The sequence below is a fragment of the Actinoallomurus sp. NPDC052308 genome, assembly GCF_040679195.1.
Lineage (GTDB): Bacteria > Actinomycetota > Actinomycetes > Streptosporangiales > Streptosporangiaceae > Actinoallomurus > Actinoallomurus liliacearum.
Window position 1 is genome coordinate 97293 of sequence record NZ_JBFAUM010000005.1, and the last position, 17800, is coordinate 115092.

The 17800-nt window shown below is 70.4% G+C and carries 16 protein-coding genes; 8 read left to right on the forward strand and 8 right to left on the reverse strand.

What is annotated here, in order from left to right:
• Positions 1-9 precede the first annotated feature (9 nt).
• A complete protein-coding gene (locus AB0L00_RS17565; protein WP_364434765.1) occupies positions 10-444 on the reverse strand; it encodes a hypothetical protein in 435 nt (144 codons plus the stop codon).
• A 272-nt stretch (positions 445-716) separates the two neighbouring features.
• Positions 717-1784, reverse strand: a complete 1068-nt coding sequence (locus AB0L00_RS17570) for a LacI family DNA-binding transcriptional regulator (RefSeq protein ID WP_364434768.1) — start codon at positions 1782-1784, stop codon at positions 717-719.
• A 199-nt stretch (positions 1785-1983) separates the two neighbouring features.
• Here AB0L00_RS17570 and AB0L00_RS17575 point away from each other — a divergent pair, with 199 nt between their 5' ends.
• From AB0L00_RS17575 to AB0L00_RS17610, 8 genes are all read left to right on the forward strand, one after another.
• The gene (locus AB0L00_RS17575; protein WP_364434771.1) at positions 1984-2844 is read left to right on the forward strand and encodes an ABC transporter permease; all 861 of its coding nucleotides are present in this window, start codon (positions 1984-1986) and stop codon (positions 2842-2844) included.
• Positions 2845-2919: 75 nt separating this feature from the next.
• Positions 2920-3936 (forward strand): ABC transporter substrate-binding protein, encoded by a 1017-nt coding sequence (locus tag AB0L00_RS17580; protein ID WP_364434774.1) that lies wholly within the window; start codon positions 2920-2922, stop codon positions 3934-3936.
• Positions 3937-3988: 52 nt separating this feature from the next.
• Complete coding sequence (locus AB0L00_RS17585; RefSeq protein ID WP_364434777.1) at positions 3989-4783, forward strand: ABC transporter ATP-binding protein; 795 nt, start codon at positions 3989-3991, stop codon at positions 4781-4783.
• 92 nt (positions 4784-4875) lie between these two features.
• Complete coding sequence (locus tag AB0L00_RS17590; RefSeq protein WP_364434780.1) at positions 4876-6027, forward strand: Gfo/Idh/MocA family oxidoreductase; 1152 nt, start codon at positions 4876-4878, stop codon at positions 6025-6027.
• Entirely contained in the window at positions 6024-7163 is a 1140-nt protein-coding gene (locus tag AB0L00_RS17595; RefSeq protein ID WP_364434783.1) for a dihydrodipicolinate synthase family protein, read from the forward strand. Before AB0L00_RS17590 ends, AB0L00_RS17595 begins: the two co-directional genes overlap by 4 nt.
• A gap of 132 nt (positions 7164-7295) precedes the next feature.
• Positions 7296-8111, forward strand: a complete 816-nt coding sequence (locus tag AB0L00_RS17600) for a sugar phosphate isomerase/epimerase family protein (protein ID WP_364434786.1) — start codon at positions 7296-7298, stop codon at positions 8109-8111.
• Positions 8112-8267: 156 nt separating this feature from the next.
• Positions 8268-10340 (forward strand): PQQ-dependent sugar dehydrogenase, encoded by a 2073-nt coding sequence (locus AB0L00_RS17605; protein WP_364434789.1) that lies wholly within the window; start codon positions 8268-8270, stop codon positions 10338-10340.
• 131 nt (positions 10341-10471) lie between these two features.
• Entirely contained in the window at positions 10472-11467 is a 996-nt protein-coding gene (locus tag AB0L00_RS17610) for a hypothetical protein (RefSeq protein WP_364434792.1), read from the forward strand.
• 62 nt (positions 11468-11529) lie between these two features.
• Here the strand turns inward: AB0L00_RS17610 and AB0L00_RS17615 are convergent, their stop codons facing one another.
• From AB0L00_RS17615 to AB0L00_RS17640, 6 genes are all read right to left on the reverse strand, one after another.
• Positions 11530-12552, reverse strand: coding sequence for an NlpC/P60 family protein (locus tag AB0L00_RS17615; protein WP_364434795.1), 1023 nt, complete (start codon positions 12550-12552; stop codon positions 11530-11532).
• A gap of 728 nt (positions 12553-13280) precedes the next feature.
• Positions 13281-13448, reverse strand: coding sequence for a hypothetical protein (locus tag AB0L00_RS17620; RefSeq protein WP_364434798.1), 168 nt, complete (start codon positions 13446-13448; stop codon positions 13281-13283).
• Between the two features lie 30 nt (positions 13449-13478).
• On the reverse strand, positions 13479-15353 hold the full coding sequence (locus AB0L00_RS17625; protein WP_364434800.1) for a M64 family metallopeptidase: 1875 nt from the start codon (positions 15351-15353) through the stop codon (positions 13479-13481).
• Positions 15354-15455: 102 nt separating this feature from the next.
• Positions 15456-16604 (reverse strand): permease, encoded by a 1149-nt coding sequence (locus AB0L00_RS17630; protein ID WP_364434803.1) that lies wholly within the window; start codon positions 16602-16604, stop codon positions 15456-15458.
• Positions 16605-16702: 98 nt separating this feature from the next.
• Complete coding sequence (locus AB0L00_RS17635; protein WP_364434806.1) at positions 16703-17299, reverse strand: DUF305 domain-containing protein; 597 nt, start codon at positions 17297-17299, stop codon at positions 16703-16705.
• Between the two features lie 68 nt (positions 17300-17367).
• A complete protein-coding gene (locus AB0L00_RS17640; protein ID WP_364434809.1) occupies positions 17368-17799 on the reverse strand; it encodes a DUF6153 family protein in 432 nt (143 codons plus the stop codon).
• Position 17800: the final 1 nt, after the last annotated feature.

A 17800-nucleotide genomic window follows, 5' to 3' on the forward strand; every position in this document is an offset into this window, starting at 1 on the left:
CTGCCGGCGTCAGCGCTGGGCCCGTCGCACGTTCGGCCGGGCGGCGGACGACGGCAGGTGCCGCGCCGCGGCCGCCTGCGTGTACAGCCCCACCACGTGGTAGCCGAAGTCCACCGACGCGGGCGCGGACGCGGCGAGCTTCAGCGTGAAGCCGGTGGCCGAGGCGTTCTGCACCCAGTAGGCGCCGCCGGGGTTGCCCTGCGGGGTCACCACGACGACGGGCTTGGCGGCGGTGTCGATGAAGGGGATGGTGAACGTGCAGTCGGCGGACGTCGCACCGGAGGCGACGGCGCAGACCCCGCTCACGCCGCCGTCGTCGTAGAGGTTGCCCCCGGTGACCAGCCCATCCCCTTCGGAGACGACGCCGAACGCGGACCCCTGACCGATGACGCCGGCCACTCCCTGCCCGGCCACGCCGGTGTCCTGCGCCGCCTGCCCGAACACGCCCGCGCCCTTGGACGACGTCGAACCCGGTAAGCCTCCCGGTTCTCCCGGGCGTCCGGCCTGGCCGACCGCGCATCGAGGGGCCTCCAGGCTGCGAGCAGGAATTCGGCTACACGCCGAAAAACGGCGCATGCCATACCACCCGGTTCGGAGAATAGGAACAGGCGCCGTACACCGCGGACGAGTGGCCGGCGCGGAAACACCTATTCAGGCGTGGTGTCCGGGCCGCCGCTTTGCCGAGCCGGTCCATCGAAGCCCGGCGACCGGCTCGTTCAGGACGGTTTGCGGGGGGTGGCGGTGGTGGCGCGGAGGACGACTTCGCCGGGGATGCGCTCGACGCGGCTGCGGCGGGCGGGCTCGCGGATGGCGAGGTTCATGACGCGCTCGCCCATCTCCTCCAGGGGGAGGGCGACCGTGGTCAGGGGCGGGACGAGGTCACGGACGATCGGGATGTCGTCGAAGCCGGCCAGCGAGACCTGGCCCGGCACGTCCACGCCGTGGTAGCGGAAGGCGGACAGCGCGCCGATCGCCATCACGTCGGTGAGGGCGAACACGCAGGTCGCCGTCAGGCCGCGGCGGATCAGCTCGGTCGCGGCGGCGTATCCGCCGTCGCGGGTGAAGGACTCCTCGATGACGCGGTCGTCGGGTAGCGGCACGCCGGCCTCGGCCAGGGCGTCGCGGAAGCCGCCGAGCCGGTCGGCGACGGTCGTGAGCGTGTGCGGCCCGGTGAGCACCGCGAAGTCGCGATGGCCGAGGCCGAGCAGCGTACGGGCGAGGGCGGCGGCGCCCTCGCGGTTCTCCGGCTGCACGGTGTCGACGCGCAGGCTGCGGTGGCGGCTGAGGACGGCGACGCGGCCGCCGGCCCGAACGTACGGGTCGAGCTCGGCCCCCATCGAGCGCTCCCACGCGCGGTCCTCGAACCCGGACCCGACCAGCAGGATCGCCCGGGCCCGCTGGGCTCGGAGCATCGCGACGTAGTCGACCTCCCGGGCGGGGTCGCGGAACGTGCTGGCCAGCATGACGAGCAGTCCGTGCTCGGCGGCGGCGCGGGTCACGCCGCGGGCGATCGCCGCGAAGTACGGGTCGCTGACGTCGTGGCAGATCAGGCCGATGGCCTGGCTGGAGGCGCGGGCGAGCGCCTGGGCGTGCGCGTTCGGCGCGTAGGCGAGCTCGGACGCGGCGGCGAGCACGCGCTCCTTCAGGTCGGCGCGGACCTGGGTGGTGCCGTTGAGCACGCGGGAGGCGGTCGCGAGGGAGACCTCGGCCCGGCGGGCGACGTCCTGCAGCGTGATGTGTACGCCCGTCGGGCTCCCGTCGTCCTCCGGTGCGTCGGTCTTCACTCGCGTGCGTCTGGTCGGCCGGTCCGGTCGGTGTTCCCCCATTTTTCACCCTCCTGGCTCCAGCATGCCGTGAGCGTGCGACCCGGACGGCTGAAATCACCTCTTGACCGCACCGTACGCCGTCCCTACGGTAGCAGAAAGCGCTTTCAGAATGCGCTTTCTGAGAGCCCGAGCGCGGGGTCCGAGCACGGAGGAGCTCATGGTGAGTCAGAGCACCACACCCAGTGTTCCGGTGGCCGGAGTCGCCGAGCGTGACAGACCCGGGGCCGGCGAGCGGGTCCGCGACGCGGTCGTGCGGTCCTGGCGGCCGGTCGCGCTGCTCCTCGCCTGCCTGGTCGCCTGGTGGGCGATCACCGCGGCGAAGCTGATCGAGGCCTACCTGGTGCCGTCGCCGACCAAGACGCTGCAGGTCATGAGCGACAAGGCGGGCTACATCTGGCACCACACCTGGGTCACGACGTACGAGACGCTGCTGGGCTTCGTCATCGCGACCATCGTGGGCGTCCTCGCCGCTGTGATCATGGTGTACTCCTCGGCGGTCGAGCGGACGCTCTATCCAGTGCTGCTGTTCGCGCAGGTCATCCCGAAGGTCGCGATCGCGCCGCTGCTCGTCGTCTGGCTCGGTTTCGGCCTCGCGCCCAAGGTCGTCGTGGCCGTGCTCATCGCCTTCTTCCCGGTCGTCATCTCGATGGTCACCGGCCTGAAGGCGGTGGACCCGGAGATGGTCCAGTTGTCGGCGACGATGGGCGCCGGACCGCTGCAGACGTTCTCCAAGATCCGTTTCCCCGCCTCGCTGCCGCACCTGTTCTCCGGCCTGAAGGTCGCCGTGACGCTCGCCGTCACGGGTGCCGTCGTCGGCGAGTTCGTCGGGGCCAACGAAGGCCTCGGGTACGTCATCCAGCAGGCCAACGGCAACCTCGACACCCCCATGCTCTTCGCCGGTCTGCTGGTGATGTCCCTGATCGGCGTCGTCCTGTTCGTGCTCGTGGAGTTCGCCGAGAAGCTTCTGCTGCCCTGGCACGCCAGCCGTCGCGGCGCCGCCGTGACCACCACCTACTGACGGACGCCCCCCGGCTCCCCGACCGCCGCCCGTCCCGCCGACCTGACGCGTACCTGATCTACCGACGGAGACGACATGAAACTGCGCAGCCTCGTCCTCACTCTGGTCCCGATCGTGGCGATCACCGCCGCGTGCGGGGGAGGGGGTGACAAGACCAGCAGCGCCTCGGGCAAGAAGCTGGACAAGGTCACGCTGACCCTCAACTGGTACCCCTACGGCGAGCACGCGCCGTTCTACTACGGCAAGAAGCAGGGCATCTTCGAGAAGCACGGCATCGACCTGGAGATCAAGGCGGGCCAGGGCTCGCAGAAGACGGTGCAGGCGACCGGCGCGGGCCAGACCGACTTCGGCTGGGCGGACACGCCGGCGCTGCTGGCGGGGGTGAGCCAGGGACTGCCCGTCAAGAGCATCGGCGTCTACATGCAGACCACGCCAGCGGCCGTGCAGTTCTTCTCCGAAAAGGCGATCAAGACGCCGGCCGACCTGAAGGGCAAGCGCATCGCGGCCACCGCGGGTGACGCGCCATCCCGGACGTTCCCGGCGTTCCTCAAGAAGAACGGCCTCAGCGAGTCGGACGTCCAGCTGCAGAACACCGACCCGGCGGGCAAGATGGCCGCGGTCATCTCCGGCAAGACGGACGGCCTCATCGGTTACGCGAATGACCAGGGCCCGACGATGGCCGCCAAGGCCGGCAAGCAGGTGTCCTACCTCAAGTTCGCCGACTTCGGGCTGAACTACTACTCCAACGGCCTGCTCGTCGGCGACCGCAAGCTCAAGAGCAGCGCGGACCTGGTCAAGCGCATGTCCGCGGCCACCAGCGAGGCGTGGGCGGCGGCCGAGAAGGACCCGGCGAACGCCGTCGCCGCCATGCAGGGCGCGTCCCAGCAGCTCCCGTCGCCGACGGTGCTGGCCGACCAGTTCAAGACGACGATGAGCCTTCTGCACACCGCCGCCACCCAGGGCAAGGCCCCGGGCATCAACACCGACGCCGACTGGCAGCAGACCATCAGCGTCTTCACACAGAGCGGCCTGATCAGCAAGGCCCAGGCGCCGTCGGCGTACTGGGCCTCCTCCGCCGCGCCGCAGGGCTGACCGAAGGGTGACGACGATGGCCGGGCCCGGGAGCACACGGGAACGAGGACGAGTGGCAGAACAGGAAACGAGCCAGGGCGGGAACGTCCGGCTGGAGGACGTGGCCGTACGGTTCCGTACGAAGAAGAAGGACGTCACGGCGCTGCGGGACGTGTCGCTCGACGTGGCCGCGGGCGAGTTCGTGGCCATCGTCGGCCCGTCGGGCTGCGGAAAGTCGACGCTGCTCAAGCTGGTCGCGGGGCTGCTCAAGCCGTCCTCCGGCGGCGTACGGCTCCGCGGCGAGTCGGTCACCGGCCCGCGCCACGACATAGGGTACGTCTTCCAGCGCGCCGCGCTGCTGGAGTGGCGCAGCGCCCGGCGCAACATCCTGCTCCAGGCGGAGATGCGCCGGATGCCCGCCGCCCGGGCCCGCGAGCGCACCGCGGAGCTCATCGCGATGACCGGGCTGACCGGGTTCGAGGACGCGTACCCGCACGAGCTGTCCGGTGGCATGCAGCAGCGGGTGGCGCTGTGCCGGGCGCTGCTGCACGAGCCGCCGGTCCTGCTGATGGACGAGCCGTTCGGCGCGCTCGACGCGCTCACCCGTGAGCAGCTGAACATCGAGCTGAACCGCATCTGGCGGGAGACGCGTACGACCGTCCTGCTGGTCACGCACTCGATCGCGGAGGCGGCCTACCTCGCCAACCGGATCGTCGTGATGACCGACCGGCCCGGCACGATCGCCGAGATCATCGACGTCGACCTGCCGGACGAGCGGGACTACGCCGCGACCATGGCCCGCCCGGAGTTCGCCCGCGCCACCGGCCGGATCCGCGACCTGCTCGGCGCGGCCTCGGCCGCGGACTGACCCGTACAGCCGTCGACCGAACCCGCAGAGCCGTCGACCGAACGAGACCCGTAGAGGCGTCGGCTCGAACCGGTAGAGAGGAACACACAGGGATGGCACGCAGGTCCATCGGGATCGTCCTGAACGGCGTGACCGGCCGGATGGGGTACCGCCAGCACCTCGTCCGCTCGATTCTGGCGATCCGCGACCAGGGCGGCCTGACCACCGCCGACGGCACCGTGCTGTGGCCGGAACCGATCCTGGTCGGCCGCAGCGAGGCCAAGCTGCGCGCCATCGCCGAGCGGCACGGGCTGACGGAGTGGTCCACCGACCTCGGCGAGGCCCTCGCCCGGCCCGGCGTCGAGGTCTACTTCGACACCCAGATCACGAGCGCCCGTGCTCCGGGGGTCCGGGCGGCGATCGAGGCGGGCAAGCACGTCTACACCGAGAAGCCGCTCGCCGAGGACGTCGAGGAGGCGCTCGAGCTGGCCCGGCTCGCCGACGAGGCGGGCATCCGGCACGGCGTCGTACAGGACAAGCTCTTCCTGCCGGGTCTGCTCAAGCTCAAGCGGCTGGTCGACGGCGGCTTCTTCGGGCGGATCCTGTCGGTGCGCGGGGAGTTCGGCTACTGGGTGTTCGAGGGCGACTGGCAGGAGGCGCAGCGCCCGAGCTGGAACTACCGGGTGGAGGACGGCGGCGGGATCATCGCCGACATGTTCTGCCACTGGCGGTACGTCCTCGACAACGTCATCGCGCCGGTCCGCTCGGTGCAGGCGCTCGGCGCGATCCACATCCCCGAACGGGTCGACGAGAACGGCAAGCCGTACGCCGCGACGGCGGACGACGCGGCGTACGGGATCTTCGAGCTCGAGGGCGGTGTCATCGCGCAGATCAACTCCTCCTGGACGACGCGGGTGTTCCGCGACGAGCTGGTGGAGTTCCAGGTGGACGGCACCGAGGGCAGCGCGGTCGCCGGCCTGCGCCGCTGCCGGGTGCAGCATCGGTCGATGACGCCCAAGCCGGTCTGGAACCCGGACCTGCCCGCCACGGAGGACTTCCGCGCCCAGTGGCAGGAGGTGCCGGACAACGCCGAGTTCGACAACGGGTTCAAGGCGCAGTGGGAGCTGTTCCTGCGGCACGTCGCCGACGACGGCGCGTTCCCGTGGGACTTCTACGCGGGCGCGCGGGGCGTCCAGCTCGCCGAGCTGGGCCTGCGCTCCTGGAAGGAGGGCCGCCGCATCGAGGTCCCGGAGCTCGCCAAGTGAAGATCGACCTGCCCGAGGGCGGCTCGCTCGTCCCGTACACGCTGGGCGAGCCGCGCGCCTACCCGCCGCCGGCGGCGCCCGCCACGTCGCGCGTCGCGTACGCCGCCGCGCATGTCGTGGTCGACCCGCTCGCCGACCCGGAGGCCGTCGACTGGGAGTCGACTCTGGCGTTCCGACGGCACCTGTGGTCGTACGGACTGGGCGTCGCGGAGGCGATGGACACCGCGCAGCGCGGCATGGGCCTCGACTGGCCGACGACGCGCGAACTCATCGCGCGCAGCGGCGCGGAGGCGCGGGCCTGCGGCGGACGCATCGTCTGCGGCGCGGGCACCGACCAGCTCCCGCCCGGCCCGGCCCCCCTGGACCGGATCGTCGCGGCGTACGAGGAGCAGCTCGGCGGGATCGAGGCGGCCGGCGGGACGCCCGTCATCATGGCCAGCCGCCAGCTCGCCGCCTCGGCCACGGGCCCCGACGACTACGCCGAGGTGTACGGCCGCCTGCTCGGCCAGGTCGCGCGGCCGGCCGTGCTGCACTGGCTCGGCCCGATGTTCGACCCGGCCCTGGAGGGCTACTGGGGCTCGGCCGACCTGGACGCCGCCGCCGAGAGCGTGCTGGCGATCATCGCCGAGCACGCGGCCGAGGTCGACGGGATCAAGGTGTCGCTGCTGGACGCCGGCCGGGAGGTCGCGCTGCGCCGCCGCCTGCCCGCGGGCGTGCGGCTCTACACCGGCGACGACTTCAACTACCCGGAGCTGATCCGCGGCGACGGCCACGGGCACAGCGACGCGCTGCTCGGCATCTTCGACCCGATCGCGCCCGCCGCGGCGGCCGCCCTCGGCGCGCTCGACGCCGGGGACCCGGAGGCGTACGAGCGGGTCTTCGCCCCGACCGTGCCGCTGGCCCGGCACATCTTCGCCGCCCCGACGTACTACTACAAGACGGGCGTCGTGTTCCTCGCCTGGCTGGCCGGGCACCAGGCGCACTTCCGCATGGTCGGCGGCCTGGAGAGCGCCCGATCCGTCCCGCACCTGGTCCGGCTGTTCACGCTGGCCGACCAGGCCGGCCTGCTGCCCGACCCGGACCTCGCGGCGGCCCGCATGCGCGCGTGGCTGACCGTCCAGGGGGTGACCTCATGAGCGAGCGGAGCGAGCGAATCGGGAGCACAGCACCCTGGGTCACTCCCCCGACGAAGGAGGGCGCATGAGTGAGCGGAGCGAGCGAATCGGTGGCACAGCACCCTGGGTCACTCACCCGACGAAGGAGGGCGCATGACCACGGGCCTCGCACGCTTCAGCCTGAACCAGTGGACGACGCGGTACTGGCCGTTGCCGGAGCTGGTCGCGGGATGCGTCGCCGCCGGGGTCACCGGCGTGGGGCTGTGGCGCGAACCGGTCGCCGAGTACGGCCTGGCCCGTACGGCGAAGCTGGTCCGCGACGCCGGGCTGACCGTCACGTCGCTGTGCCGGGGCGGGTTCTTCCAGCTCCCCGACGCGATCGCGGAGAACCGGCGGGCCATCGAGGAGGCCGCCGAGCTGGGCGCGCCGTCGCTCGCGCTGGTCAGCGGCGGGCTGCCCGAGAACTCGCGCGACCTCGACGGCGCGCGGCGGCGGGTGGCCGACGCGCTCGCCGAGCTGGCCCCGTACGCGGGGGAGCGCGGGGTGCGGCTCGCGCTAGAGCCGCTGCACCCGATGTACTGCTCCGACCGCTGCGTGGTCTCGACGCTCGACCAGGCGCTCGACCTGGCCGAGCCGCACCCCGCCGCGCAGGTCGGCGTCATGGTCGACACCTACCACCTGTGGTGGGACCCGGGCGCGTACGCCGCCATCGCGCGGGCCGGGGCCGAGGACCGGATCGCGCTGTTCCAGGTGGCCGACTGGACGACTCCCCTTCCCAAGGGGGTCCTGACCGGGCGCGGGATGCTCGGTGACGGCTGCGTCGAGCTGCGCCGGTTCCGTACGGCCGTGGACGAGGCCGGCTACACGGGGCCGATCGAAGTCGAGATCTTCAACGACGACCTCTGGGCGATGCCGGGGGCGGAGGCGCTGGCGCTGTGCCTCGCCCGCTTCGCCGAGCACGTGACCTGATCCGACCTGTCTGGAGCGCGCGAGCGCATCCTCCGCCGACCACACCCCCGAAGGAGGCCACCGAATCCCTCTCTTGACCCTGTGACCGCCCTCACCTACGTTCGGGAAAGCGTTTGCAGAAAGCGCTTTCCGCCTATCGACCCCATGGGTGGCAGAATGACGAAGTTCAGATGGTGCCTTCTGACGACCGTCGCTCTACTCGCGGCTCTGTTCTCGGTGCCCCAGCAGGCCGCGCTCGCCGACGAAACTCCCGTCACCGACCCGATTCCCGAACGACCGATCACCTCCGACCTGGGGCTCGTCCTCCAGGAGTACGCGCAGTTCCCCAAGTCCGACCCCGTTCCCGCGCCCGTCGACACCCGCCTCATGCGCTGGGACCGGATCAACTACATCGGTGAGGTGCCGGACGGCTCCGGCCGCATGTACGTGCCGGACCTGAACGGCAACCTGTACGTCGTCCGGAACGGACAGCCGCACGTCTACCTCGACGTCAAGGCGCAGTTCGAGCCGTACTTCTTCTCCGGGCGCGGCCTCGGCCAGGGCTTCGGCATCGTCGCCTTCGACCCGGACTTCCGGACGAACGGGAAGTTCTACACGATCCACACCGAGCTGGCCTCCAGCACCACCAAGGTCCCCGACCTGACGCCGCAGGCGGGCACCATCTACCACGGTGTCATCGACGAGTGGACCGCCGACGATCCGAAGGCGGACACCTTCCACGGCACGCACCGGGAGATCCTCCGGCTCGGCTTCGGCGGGCAGATCCACGGTATCCAGGAGATGGGTTTCAACCCGAACGCCAAGCGGGGCGACAAGGACTACGCCAAGCTCTACATCGCCGCTGGTGACGGCGGACAGGGCCAGGCCGCCGGCAACGACGACCCGCAGAACCTCGCGGTCCCGCAGGGCAAGCTCCTGCGGATCGACCCGCACGGGAACAACAGCGCGAACGGCAAGTACGGCATCCCGGCCGACAACCCGTTCGTCGGCAAGGCGGGCGCGCTCGGCGAGATCTTCGCCCTCGGCTTCCGCGACCCGCACCGCTTCAGCTGGGACACCGGCGGCAGCCACCAGCTGTTCCTCGGCCACATCGGTGAGCACGCCATCGAGGGTGTCTGGGACATCCGCGCCGGTGACAACGCCGGCTGGCCGAACCGCGAGGGCCCGTACACCTTCGTGAAGAACGACCGCTGCGACCTGTACACGCTGCCCGAGGACGACGCGAAGTACGGCTATGACTACCCGGTGGCCGCCTACGACCACGACCCGCCGGCCGGTTGGAACTGCAGCAGCGACATCGGCAAGGCGATCTCCGGCGGGTACGTCTACCGCGGCCACAAGCTGCCCGAGCTGTACGGCAAGTACGTCTTCGGTGATCTGGTCGACGGCGCCGTCTACTACACCGAGCAGAGCCAGATGCGCCGCGGCGCCCCGCGGGCGGCGATCCACCAGCTCCAGACGTTCGACACGAACGGCAACCGGCTGACGATGCAGCAGTTCGCCGGCGACAAGCGCGTCGACCTGCGCTTCGGCCGCGACAGCAAGGGCGAGCTCTACCTGCTCTCCAAGGCGAACGGCAAGATCTGGAAGGTCGTCGGCACCCGGCACTTCGCCGCGGGTTCGGTCGGCCACACCCACGTGGGCGGCACGGCGGGCGCGAAGAACTGGGCGCCGGTCACCCCGTCGAAGTGGAAGTTCGAAGGGAACCAGGTGATCCTGGCCGAGGCCGGCACGCAGCGGCCCGGCCCGCGTCGCCCGTTCGAGTACGCGGTGCTCAGCAAGGGGCCGAAGTTCGGCACCGAGCGGATCGACGCCGACGTGCGGATCGACACCCCGACGGACGTCACCAACCGCGATGTGATCATCGTGTTCGGCTATCAGTCGGACACGCAGTTCTACTACGCGCATCTGTCGCAGGACAATTCGATCTACCCGCACAACGGGATCTTCCTGGTCAACAACGCCGACCGGCTGCGGATCGAGGACCAGTGGGACCCCCTGCGCTCGCGCGGCGCCGAACCGTCGATCACCGACATGAAGTGGCATCACGTGACCGTGATCCGGCACGTGGACACCGGTGAGATCGCGGTGTACCTCGACCACTCCAAGGACCCGCGGATGACGGCGGTCGACAAGACCCTCGCGTCCGGCCGGGTCGGGTTCGGGTCGTTCGACAACACCGGCCGGGTCCGCAACTTCAAGGTCACCGGCACGGCGGTCGGCGACTGATCGTGGGTCCGGGCCGCCGCCCGCCGGTCCGGCGGCCGGGCGGCGGCCCGGGCCCCGCCGCACTCCCGGCGGTCACCGTTACCCCCCCTGACGGTGGCCGCCGGGACCCCCAGAAGCACGTGGAGGGAACGATGAGACATCTCAGCGCGGCCGTACGGTCCCGGCGCCTGGCGGCGGTCGCCGTCGCGGCCCTGGTCTGCGGGCCGCTCGCCGCGACCGCGGCCCAGGCGGACTCCGGCGCGGCGCGGGGTCACGACCAGGCCCTGTCGAAGGTGCTGCCGAGCCTGCGACCCAACCTGGTCTCGTACTACGACTTCGAGCATCCCGTGCCGGGCCACCCCGCGCAGGAACGCGACCGCGGGTTCTCCGGCACGACCATCAACCTGATCAACGGCGGGGCCGCCATGCGCGTACGGGACAGCGCGTTCCCGGGCGGCGGCTACTCGATCCAGACGAAGCAGGTCAACCCGGCGACCAAGGGCAACGACGACTGGAAGGCCGGGGTCTACTCGGCGACCGGCGTGCCGTCCCTGCACGCCTTCAGCGGCGCCAAGGAAGCCTCGATCATGGGCTGGTTCAAGATGACCGGCCCGAACCCGGCGCCCAACTCCGAGACGGCGAGCCCGTCTGACTACTACAACGCGGTCGGGCTGGCGGGCCTGCTCAGCGGCGACTCGCAAGGCCATGACGTACGAGCGCTGCTCGAAGTGATCGACGTGTCGGGGACGATGCGCGTCGTCGCCCTCGGCCGCCGCATCGACGGCGGCAAGTCGCAGACGTTCGCCGCGAGCGAGGACTGGCAGAGCATCCTGCCGATCGGCGAGTGGGTGTTCCTGGCGGCGTCGTACGACTACGACCACGGCACGATGAAGCTGTACAAGAACGGCAAGCCGCTGGACGGTTTCTACACGACGGCCGGCGACCCCTGGGAGGTCGGGACGCCGGGCACGCACGTCACCTCGTCGGCCGACTCGCGCGGCATCAAGATCGGCGGAAGCTTCCCCCAGAACACCGCCGAGAAGAACGCCTGTGACTGCCGGCTCGACGGCCTGATGTTCCTCAACCGGGCCGTGACCGACAAGGAGGTCTGGCAGCAGTACCACCGGGCGGTGTCCGGCCGGCACTGATCACCCGAACCGCACCGAACCGCGCGGTGAGCCGCCCCCCGGCTCACCGCGCGTCGGCGTCGTCAGGGACGGCCGAAGCCGACGATCTGCCCCTGCCAGTAGCCGGCGATGGAGCTGATCATGACGTTCTCGCCGGTGCGGGGAGCGTGGATGAAGTGGCCGCTGTCGACGATCATTCCGACGTGCCCCAGGCCGCTGAAGAAGATGAGATCGCCGGGCTGGATGTCGCTCTGCGCGACGTGGTGGGTCGCGTTGTACTGGTCGGGGACGACGCGAGGGATGCTCACTCCGGCCGCACGCCAGGACATCATCGTCAGCCCGGAGCAGTCATAGCCATTGGGACCGGTGCCACCGGAGACATACGGCTTCCCGAGCTGCGCGTAGGCGTAGTTCAGGGCCGCGCGCGCTGAGCCGGACGCCGGACCGGTGTACGTCCCGCCCACATTGCCCTTCGGAGCACTTGTGGGCTCGCCGGCCTTCTTGAGGAGGGCCTTCTGTTTGGCGATGGCCTTGTCGACGGCCGTCCTCTGCGCCTTGAGCTTGGCCGCCTTCTGTGCGACGTCCTGCACGGTGGCCTGGACGGCGGCCAGGTCACGCCGGAGGCGCTGGGTCGAGGCGAGGAACGCGGTCAGCTCCTGGCCTCGGTTGCTGGCCAGGTGCGTGAACGTCGACATCTGGTCGAGGGCCTGGTCGGGATTCTTCGAGGCCAAAACGGCGGTGGCCGGGTCGGACTGGCCGGTCTTGTACTGGTTCGCAACGAGCTGTACGACACGCGCGTGCAACTGGTTGTACGTGGACTGCTCGGCCTTCTTCTGTGCGTTGAGGACATTCAGCCGCTTCTTGGCCGCCTCGAGCTCGGTCTTGGCCTTGTTGCACTGGTCAACGATCTTGTCGACCTTGGTGTTGAGCTGGGCCAGCTCCTTCTTCGCGGCGGCGGCCGACGGTTTCGGGGTGGCGTCGGCAGTGCCGGCCGTCGTCAGCGAAACGGTGATCGCCAGCGAGGCCGCAGCGCAGATCCGGAGCGATCGGCGGAACCGCGACCGGCCGGTGGCGCGCGTGGAGGTCATCAGGTTGGAGGGCGCCACAGAGTCCTACTCCTCTCCTTGCCGCCTACCGGGGCAGCGCGTCGGGCTCGGGCCGGAGCCGCCCGGCCGGAACCTCATTCGGCTCCGGACGCGCCTCGACAACTGATGGTTCCCGGGTCCCAGGGGGATTCGGCGGACGGCTGTGCTTCGTGTGAAGCCGGGGGCAGCCGGGCTTTCCGTAGTTTAGGGGTGATCAGGCGTCCTCTGCCAATCAACGTTTCGTTAACGTTTTACGGCGACGGTTCTTACTTTCCGCGAGAGTGACGGTAGATCACGAATCGGGCATATCGCGTCGGAACCGCGCAGGATCGTCCCGCCAGGGACCGGGGCTCCGCCGCTTCCGCCGTGGCGGATCCGGACCGGCGGCCGCTCCGTACGAAGGTGAGGCGGACCAGGGCCGGCGCGAGCGAGACGACGGCGAACAGCCGCAGGCTCTGCACGCTCGAGATCAGCCCGACGTCGGCGTTGCCGCGACCGACGTCGCGAGGACCGCGTTGATGCCGCCGGGCGTCGTGGCGAGGTAGGCGTCGGCGAACGAGCGGGCAGCCGCAGGCGCCGCCCCACCTGGACGCCGAGCATGGTTATGCGGGCGAATGCAATACCCCGTGAATGCCGGGGCCGGTGGCGCGTCAGACCAACGGCGGGTCGCTCAGCCCGCGCTCCCGGCAAAGTCCCGACGGAATGCCTGGTATTCAGTCATAACCGGCGCGATTCCGGAATTGGCGTGCTCAGGTCGGAGTGTCAAGCGCGGCGCCGACGAGCAGGTGCGGCGGCGGCGCTCCAGCCGCGTGCGCCGCCGCCATGGCCAGGACGGCGGCCATGACGACGGCCCGCCAGTCCCGGGCCGGGCCGTTCCGGGCCCCGGCGTCGGGGCCCGGACGGGCTCGGCCGATCATGCTCGGCCGGTTCTGCTGAGCGGTTCTCGCTCAGCGGGTGTCGCGGAGGATCACGTCGACCTTCCTGGTCTTTCCGACGTTCCCGGCCGCGTCGATGGCGCGGTACTCGATCGTGTGGTGGCCGTAACCGGGCGGCACGTTCTCCCAGGCCACCGCGCGAGCGGGCGTACCGAGTTTGCCGTAGATGAGGTCGTCGACCTTGGTCCCCAGCGGCGTGAACCGGAACGGTGCGGTCGAGTCGGTCGGCCAGCCGAAGTAGCGGAACCAGCCGTCCCCGTCGACCTGGAACTCGGCCAGCGTGGCGCCGGCGGCGTCATCGGACGGGCTCAGCTTCATGGTGAACTCATTGTCGAAGACGTACTCCTTGCCCTGCTTGGCGGCCGGTGTGGAGAACACCGCGGAGACGGTCGGGCGCTGCGCGTCGACCGCCCAGGTGAGGGTCTCGGACGTGGCGCCGGTGGCCGGGTCGACCGCACGGGCGGTGACCGTGTGCGTTCCGGAGGCGATGTGGAGCCGGCCCAGGTCGAGGTCGCGGTCGTTGCCCGGGGTCGCCACCTTCTTGCCGTCGAGGCTCCAGCGGACGGCGGGCACGGACGTCGCGGGGTGCGTCGTCTCGGCGTAGATCACGTCGTTCGCGCCGACGGCGGCGCCGGTCGGCGTCGACTCGGTGAAGCCCGCCGTGGTGGTCTCCGTGGGGTTCGGCACGGTCGTGTCGATCGTCCAGGTACGGGTCTGGGTGAGGGCGGCGGAGTCGCGGACGGCCGGGTCGCGGACGAAGGCGGTCCCGTCGACGACCTTGGCGGTCAGGGTGTGCGTGCCCGGCTTGATCGGTAGCCGCGACAGGTCGAGGTTGTGCTGGTCCCGGCCGCCCGCCACCTTCTTGCCGTCCAGGGTCCAGGTGATGTCGAGCGTGTGGTCGACGGGGTGCAGCGTCTCGAGCCAGACCACGCGGTCGGCGCCGATGGGGGCCGTGGTCGGGGTGTTGTCCTGGATCAGGTTGAGCTTGGCGGAGATCGCCTGGGTCATCCTCTCGCGCTCGACCTGGTCATAGGCGTATCCGAGGGTCTTCATCATCGAGTGCGCGCTGGGCCGCCAGACGCCCGTGGTGTCGTACATCCCGCCCTCGTAGCGGCCGATGGGCCCGCCCGACGTGCTCTGCTCGCCCAGCCAGCGGTACCACTTCGCCTTCTGCAGGCGCATCTGCTCCTCGGTGAGGAGCGTGTGGTGGATCGAGTTCGGCTCGCCGTCGGTGTAGGCCCCGCCGGGAACGCCTCGCTGGTAGTAGTTGTACTCGTCCTGCAGGCCGCCGAGCGAATGCCCGATCTCGTGCGGCATGATCAGCGACGACATGGCGTTGCTGCCCGACGCCGTGGCGTACGTCCCGCCCGCGCCGCCGTACGTGCCGCTGTTCGCCAGGGCCACGATCTGCCGGTTGGCGGCACTGGTCCCGGTGACCATGTTCGCGTACTTCTGGGCCGCGGCATTGTCCATCACCAGCAGGCGCTGGATGCCGGTGGACGAGCAGCCGCTCCAGAACTTCATGCTCAGCGGCGTGGTCCGCCTGGGCGCGTTCAGATCGGGGTCGCAGCTCACCCCCGACTCGCCCGAAACGATCTCGACCCGGTAGACGTTGATGTAGCTGCGGTAGGACTTGAACGGCTCGAACGCGAACAGCGTGCTGATCTCCTGGTCGACGTCCTGCCGGTACTTCGGCATGTCGGCGTCGGTGTAGCCGTCGCCGAGGACCACGAGGTTGAACCGCTTCGCGGGAGCACCGGTGATCTGGACCGGTACGACTTCGGCCCTGCCGACGTCGGCGGCGCGAGCCTCTCGTACGTGCCCGGTGAGAGCCGGCGCGGCGAAAGCGACCATCGCTGTCGCCGCGACGACTGTACGCCTCAACATGAAGACCTCCCAAGTGCTCATCACTGGGTGATCATGATGGATCACGAAGGAGGTCGAATGTCAGGTTTATGCAAAATTGGCCGGAAGTGGGGTTGGGGTCCCTTAGTGGTGGTTTTCGGCCTCGGGAGAGCCGCCCATCATCTTCAGCATCGGGACCCCGCCCGTACGGACGAACCGGACCAGCAGGACCGCGGCCAGGGCGAGGAAGGCGATGTTCAGCCAGGTGGTGTAGTTCCAGGAGACGCCCTGCTCCATCACCACCGCGTGCCGCTTCTCCGGGATCAGGCCGGTGACCCCGAAGAGCAGTTCGACCAGGTAGCCGGCGAGGACCATCGCCGCGTAGAAGGTCCCGGTGACGAACAGCGCCATCCGGGTGCCGTAGTACTTCCGGTAGATCAGGATGATCGGCAGGATGATCAGGTCGGCGAAGATGAAGGCGACCACGCCGCCGAAGCTGATCCCGCCCTTCCACAGCACCGCGGCCAGCGGGACGTTGCCGATCGAGCAGACGAAGCTGACCACCGCGACGAGCGGGCCGACCAGCGGCCCCCACAGTTTCGCGGCGAGCGGATGGCCGACGAGGAAGAAGTGCCGCCAGAACGAGTCGGGCACCCACGCGGCGATCGCCCCGGCGATCAGCAGGCCGATGACCAGGTCCCGCAGGATCGCCGCCCACTCCATGACGAACACGTGCGCCACCGACGTGAAGCCCTCCCCGGACAGCAGCCGGCGCCGGAACGACCCCGGCCGCTGGACGGACATGTCCATCGCCGCGTGGCCCTCCATCGCGCCCGCGACGCCGCGCTCCGCCTGCTCGCGGGCGGCGCGGAGCAGCCGTTCGCGGAGGAACAGCCGGAACAGCACCGCGAGGACCACGATCATGATCGGCCCGCCGATGAACTCCGCCGCGGTGAACCGCCAGCCCACCAGCAGCGCCAGGATGATGCCGAGCTCGACCACCAGGTTGGTCGAGGCGATCTCGAACGTCATCGCCGCGATGAAGCTCGCGCCCTTGACGAACAGCGAGCGCGCCAGCGCGACCGCCGCGTACGAGCACGACGACGACGCCACGCCCAGCCCGGTGGCCGTCGCGAGCGTACGAGGCCGCCCGTCGCCGAGCAGCCGTACGATCGTCGCGCGGCGCACCACCGCCTGAACGATCGCGGACAGCAGGAACCCCAGGATCAGCGCCCACAGGATCTCCCAGGTCATCGACCCGGTGATCGCCAGCGCGTGACCGATCGCGCTCATTCCCTTCCCTCCATCACCGAACGGTGGTGCCCCACCGAGGACACGCGGAACACGGGCGGATCGGGGGCGGCCGACCGTGATCGGCCGCCCCCCGGCGATCACCTGTCCTTGAGCAGGTTCCGCATCGTGGCGATCTCGGCGCTCTGCGAGCCGATGATCGAGCCGGCGAGGGTCTTGGCGTCGGCGTTCGAGCCCTGGGCCCGCTCGGTCCGGGCCATGGCGACGGCGCCCTGGTGATGCTCGATCATCATCTCCAGGAACGCCTTGTCGAAGGCCGCGCCGGACAGTGAGTCGAGCTTCTTCATGTCCTGCTCGGACATCATCCCCTCGCCCATGTGCATGCCGCCGGGCGAGGGCATGGCGGCTCCCCAGCCCTTAAGCCAGCCGGTCATCTTGTCGATCTCCGGCTGCTGGGCGTTCTCGATCCGGGCGGCGAGCCCCTTGACCTCGGGCGAGGACGCCTTCGTGGCGGCCTGCCGCGCCATGGTGACCGCCTGCCGGTGGTGCGGGATCATCATCTGCGCGAACATCACGTCCTGCGCGTCATGTCCGGCCGGGGCCGAGCTCATGCTCATGCCGGGGCCCATGGAGTGACCGTTCATGGAGGGGTGACCGGAGTCGTCGCCGTTGCCGCCGCACGCGGCGAGGGTGAGGGCGGCGACCGGGACGATCACCAGAGAGCGGACGCGCTTCATCGATCTTCTACCTTCCGTATCCGGGCGTGCTGAGTGGGCGTGCGGGTCGTCGAGGACCCGGACGCCTGTCACAGCCGGAGTACGGAGAGCTGGAAGATGGACGGTCGGGGCGGGGCCCGGCCCTGGGACTCGTGTCCTCGTCCGTACCGATGGCCCGGTACGCCGGACGCGTCGCGGCGCCCGACGAAGACGGCGGCCAGGACGAGCAGCGTGGCCAGCACCAGCAGGGCCAGGCACATCTGGCCGCCGGGATGGTCGTGACGGCCGGAAGGGGCGTGCGACGGCGCCGAGGCGGGGTGATGCCCGGCCTCGGCGTCCGGGTGATCCGCCCCGGGCATGGTCATGACGACGGCGGCCGCGTGCGTGTCCGTCGGACCGGACGTCGCCTGCAACCCGTGCATCGCGAACAGGCCGAACAGCGTCAGAGCCAGGAGCAGCAGACCGCCCGGCGCCGGAACCCCGGACCGGTGCGGCCTGCCGCTCAGACTCCTCGCCCGCATC

Coding starts and splice junctions, on each gene's coding strand:
- AB0L00_RS17635 (WP_364434806.1), bottom strand. CDS start 17,299: ATGAAGCGCGTCCGCTCTCTGGTGATCGTCCCGGTCGCCGCCCTCACC.
- AB0L00_RS17605 (WP_364434789.1), top strand. CDS start 8,268: ATGACGAAGTTCAGATGGTGCCTTCTGACGACCGTCGCTCTACTCGCG.
- AB0L00_RS17640 (WP_364434809.1), bottom strand. CDS start 17,799: ATGCGGGCGAGGAGTCTGAGCGGCAGGCCGCACCGGTCCGGGGTTCCG.
- AB0L00_RS17625 (WP_364434800.1), bottom strand. CDS start 15,353: ATGTTGAGGCGTACAGTCGTCGCGGCGACAGCGATGGTCGCTTTCGCC.
- AB0L00_RS17620 (WP_364434798.1), bottom strand. CDS start 13,448: ATGATCGGCCGAGCCCGTCCGGGCCCCGACGCCGGGGCCCGGAACGGC.
- AB0L00_RS17600 (WP_364434786.1), top strand. CDS start 7,296: ATGACCACGGGCCTCGCACGCTTCAGCCTGAACCAGTGGACGACGCGG.
- AB0L00_RS17575 (WP_364434771.1), top strand. CDS start 1,984: ATGGTGAGTCAGAGCACCACACCCAGTGTTCCGGTGGCCGGAGTCGCC.
- AB0L00_RS17610 (WP_364434792.1), top strand. CDS start 10,472: ATGAGACATCTCAGCGCGGCCGTACGGTCCCGGCGCCTGGCGGCGGTC.
- AB0L00_RS17580 (WP_364434774.1), top strand. CDS start 2,920: ATGAAACTGCGCAGCCTCGTCCTCACTCTGGTCCCGATCGTGGCGATC.
- AB0L00_RS17590 (WP_364434780.1), top strand. CDS start 4,876: ATGGCACGCAGGTCCATCGGGATCGTCCTGAACGGCGTGACCGGCCGG.
- AB0L00_RS17630 (WP_364434803.1), bottom strand. CDS start 16,604: ATGAGCGCGATCGGTCACGCGCTGGCGATCACCGGGTCGATGACCTGG.